The following is a 3,821-nucleotide window of genomic DNA, read 5'->3' on the forward strand; positions in this document are numbered from 1 at the left end:
TTGATGCACGAGCTCGAGACCTCTCTCGACGAGACGCACTCCCAGCCGGCAGCGCCAAGCAAACCCGCACCCAAGCCCTCGCTCGATGATGAGATGGCCAAGCTGCTTGGCGAACTGGGCAACCACAAGCGCTGACCTACAGCATGTCTCCCGAAAGTGGGAACCGGTTTCGGGATAAAGACATGCGTAAAATCAAAACCTAAAGCGCATGAAGCGAATCTGAAAGGAACGCGACGCGCTTTAGCGGCAGCTTGCCGGAACGCGCGAACTCTCCGCAGCTCAGGAGCTGAAAACAAAAATGGCCGGAAAACCGGCCATTTTTGACGTTTTTGCTTTCAGCTCGCGTCAGTCGTCGCGATAAACCTTCTCGCGGCGCTCGTGGCGTTCCTGCGCTTCGATCGACAACGTCGCGATCGGACGCGCGTCGAGCCGCTTCAGCGCGATCGGCTCCCCGGTTTCCTCGCAATAGCCGTAGGTGCCTTCGTCGATGCGCTGGAGCGCGGAGTCGATTTTCGAGATGAGCTTGCGCTGGCGATCGCGGGCGCGCAATTCGATGGCGCGGTCTGTTTCCGAGGAGGCGCGGTCGGCAAGATCCGGGTGGTTGGCGTTTTCCTGCTGCAGGATTTCTAGGGTTTCGCGCGCTTCGCGCAGAATGTCGTTCTTCCAGGTGATAAGCTTTTGGCGGAAGTACGATTTTTGCCGTTCGTTCATGAACGGCTCGTCTTCGGAGGGTACGTAATCGGCGGTAACGATGTCGTTCATTCGACTCACCCAACAACCCCAAATTTGGCGCCTATATATTCGGGGACAAGAGCCTGCACAAGCGGTATCGACGACAGTTTCACGCAATTGTTAGTCTCGCATCGGCAGCTCCGGCAACGACGTTGTTTCAACGGCATAAAACGAATTCGCATATGATTCGTTGCAGGTGCTCGCGCCGGCCATTGTGCATGACGCGGTTCTGGTGACTAATCGCGCTTTGCCTGTCAGGCAGCGCCATGGGGGGGACGGTTGAGCAGACTTTATCTGTTGCGGCATGCCAAGGCCGGCTGGGCGCTGCCCGGCGTGCGCGATTTCGACCGCCCGCTCGACGAATCGGGCATGGCCGATGCCGAAGCGATGGGAGAGGCCATGCGGGCCCGCAACTACGTGCCGGATGTCACGCTTTGCTCCAACGCCAAACGGGCAAGGCAGACGCTGGAAGGCCTGGCGGGGCGCACCGACACCGGCCGGGTGCTGTTCTTCGACACGCTCTACAGCGAGGATGCGGCCGGCTATCTCGACATCATCCGCAAGAATGCCGGCGCCGAACAGCTTCTGGTGATCGGCCACAATCCCATGACCGAGGATCTGGCTATGGCGGTGTCGGGCGACGGCGACGAGGCGGCGCGCGGCATGATGAAGCACGGTTTTCCGACCTCCGGCCTCGCCGTGGTGCGCTTTCCCGGCAATCTTGCCGATGCGGCGCAAGGCAGCGGCTACCTCGAAGCCTTTCTCACGCCGGCCGACCTCTGAGGCCATTTCAAACGCCAGGTCCAGCGCCTATATCGGGCGCGGACGCGCAACCAGAGGCCTGATTTGGCATCATCGCTGACCACTTTCACCGACGAGGCAAGGATTGCGCTCGACACGCTGTCGGGCCGGGCCGCCGGGCTCTTCTCCCCCTCATTGCGTCTTGGCGTCACCGGCCTTTCCCGCGCCGGCAAGACGGTGTTCATCTCCGCCCTCGTCCACAACCTCATCCATGGCGGACGCCTGCCGCTCTTCGAAGCGCAGAAATCCGGCCGCATCGCCCGCGCCTTCCTCGAGGAGCAGCCGGACGATGCCGTTCCGCGTTTCCAGTACGAGGACCATGTCGCGGCCTTGGTGAACGACCGCGTCTGGCCGGACTCCACGCGCGCCATCTCGGAACTGCGGCTCACCATCGAATATGAGTCGGCTTCCGGCTGGAACCGGTTGTTCTCAGCCGGGAACCTATCGATCGACATCGTCGACTATCCCGGCGAATGGCTGCTCGACCTGCCGCTGCTCGGCAAGTCCTTCGCCGATTTTTCGCGCGAGGCGGTCGAGCTGGCCGCCCTGCCCGTCCGCTCCGACCTGTCTCAGGCCTGGCGCGAGATGGCTTCCACAGTCAATCCCGATGCCGATGCCGACGAGATGACGGCGCGGCGCCTGGCCGAGAGCTTTGCCGCCTATCTCAAGGCCTGCAAGCTCGACGAACGCGCCCTGTCGACGCTGCCGCCCGGCCGCTTCCTGATGCCGGGCGACCTCGAAGGCTCGCCGGCGCTCACCTTCGCGCCGGTGATGACGCTGTCCCAGGGCCGGCCGCGCTCCGGATCGCTGCAGGCGATGATGGAGCGCCGCTACGAGGCCTACAAAACGCATGTCGTCAAACCGTTCTTTCGCGAGCACATCACCCGCCTGGACCGGCAGATCGTGCTGATCGACGCCATGCAGGCGCTCAATGCCGGTCCGGCCGCCATGGCGGATCTGGAACGCGCCGTCACCGAGATCCTGTCCTGCTTCCGGCCCGGACGCGGCAATTTCCTCACCGATTTCTTCTCGCGTCGCATCGACCGCATCCTGGTCGCCGCGACCAAGGCAGACCATCTGCACCACGAAAGCCACGACCGGCTGCAGGCGATCGTACGCCGGCTGACCGACCGCGCCGTGGCGCGGGCGAACTTCAGCGGCGCCGCCGTCGATGTCGTCGCCATGGCCGCGGTCCGCTCGACCCGCGAAGGGTCGGTGAAGCAAGATCGCGAGACGCTGCCGGTCATCATCGGTACGCCGCTGAAAGGCGAGACGATCAACGGCGAGACGTTCGACGGAAAGACCGAAACCGCCATATTCCCGGGCGATTTGCCGGAAAAGGTGGATGCGGTGTTCGACAGGTCCGGATCATCGCCTGACAACGCCGAGCCGGCGATCCGCTTCGTGCGTTTCCGCCCGCCGAAGCTCGAGCGTACCGCCGAAGGCGTCACGCTGTCCTTGCCGCATATCCGGCTCGACCGCGCGCTGCAGTTCCTGATCGGAGATCATCTGGCATGACCGCGCCCCGCAAACCGGCGGCCTTCCGCATCGAGCCTGAGACCGAGCCGAAGTCGCAAGTCACGCAGCGCCGCGTCGCCGCGGAGCAGCCGGCGCGCAGGCCGCGCGCCGCGCGGGCCGACGTGGCGGTTGTGATCCCCTCGGAGGTCGACGTCTTCGACGAGCCGGATATCGAGGCAGCGGCCCCGCCGCCGGCGACAGCGCCGCGTAAGCGTTCGCTGCTCGCACGGCTGTTCTTCGGCGCGCTCGGCGTGCTCGTCTCGCTGGCGGTCGGCCTCTGGGCCGACCAGCTGATCCGCGACCTGTTCGCGCGCGCCGAATGGCTCGGCTGGCTGGCGGCCGGCATGGCGGGAATCGCGCTGCTCTCGCTGCTCGTCATCCTTATCCGCGAATTTCTTGCCATTGCTCGCCTTGCCGAAGTCGAGAAGATGCAGAAGCGGGCCCTGGATGCCGTGGCGCGCGACGATCCCAAGGCCGCGCGCGCTCTCGTTGATGAGCTCTCGGCCTTCGTCGCCGCAAAACCCGAGACCGCCGCCGGGCGCCGTTCGCTCGCCGAATTGCGCGGCGAGATCATCGACGGCGCCAATCTGGTGCGGCTCGCCGAGACCGAGATCCTGTCGCCTCTCGATGCCCGCGCCAAAATCATGATCCTTGAGGCCGCCAAGCGCGTCTCCCTGATCACAGCGGTCAGCCCGCGCGCGCTGGTCGACATCGCCTATGTCGTGTTCGAGGCGGGCCGCCTGATCCGGCGGCTATCCGAGCTTTATGGC

The 3,821-nt window shown here is 64.6% G+C and carries 4 protein-coding genes; 3 read left to right on the top strand and 1 reads right to left on the bottom strand.

Going from position 1 to position 3,821, the window contains the following annotated elements; translation table 11 throughout:
- Positions 1-345: 345 nt before the first annotated feature.
- Complete coding sequence (dksA, locus tag EOA23_RS32475; protein ID WP_040972254.1) at positions 346-762, bottom strand: RNA polymerase-binding protein DksA; 417 nt, start codon at positions 760-762, stop codon at positions 346-348.
- Positions 763-1,011: 249 nt separating this feature from the next.
- Here dksA and EOA23_RS32480 point away from each other — a divergent pair, with 249 nt between their 5' ends.
- The 3 genes from EOA23_RS32480 to EOA23_RS32490 form a co-directional block, all read left to right on the top strand.
- Complete coding sequence (locus tag EOA23_RS32480; protein WP_127307080.1) at positions 1,012-1,515, top strand: histidine phosphatase family protein; 504 nt, start codon at positions 1,012-1,014, stop codon at positions 1,513-1,515.
- Positions 1,516-1,578: 63 nt separating this feature from the next.
- A complete protein-coding gene (locus EOA23_RS32485) occupies positions 1,579-3,051 on the top strand; it encodes a YcjX family protein (RefSeq protein ID WP_127307081.1) in 1,473 nt (490 codons plus the stop codon).
- On the top strand, positions 3,048-3,821 hold a 774-nt coding region (locus tag EOA23_RS32490; protein ID WP_127307082.1), incomplete at its 3' end, for a TIGR01620 family protein. The genes EOA23_RS32485 and EOA23_RS32490, both read left to right, overlap by 4 nt.

The sequence above is a fragment of the Mesorhizobium sp. M2A.F.Ca.ET.042.01.1.1 genome (genome assembly GCF_003997405.1).
Classification (GTDB): Bacteria; Pseudomonadota; Alphaproteobacteria; order Rhizobiales; family Rhizobiaceae; genus Mesorhizobium.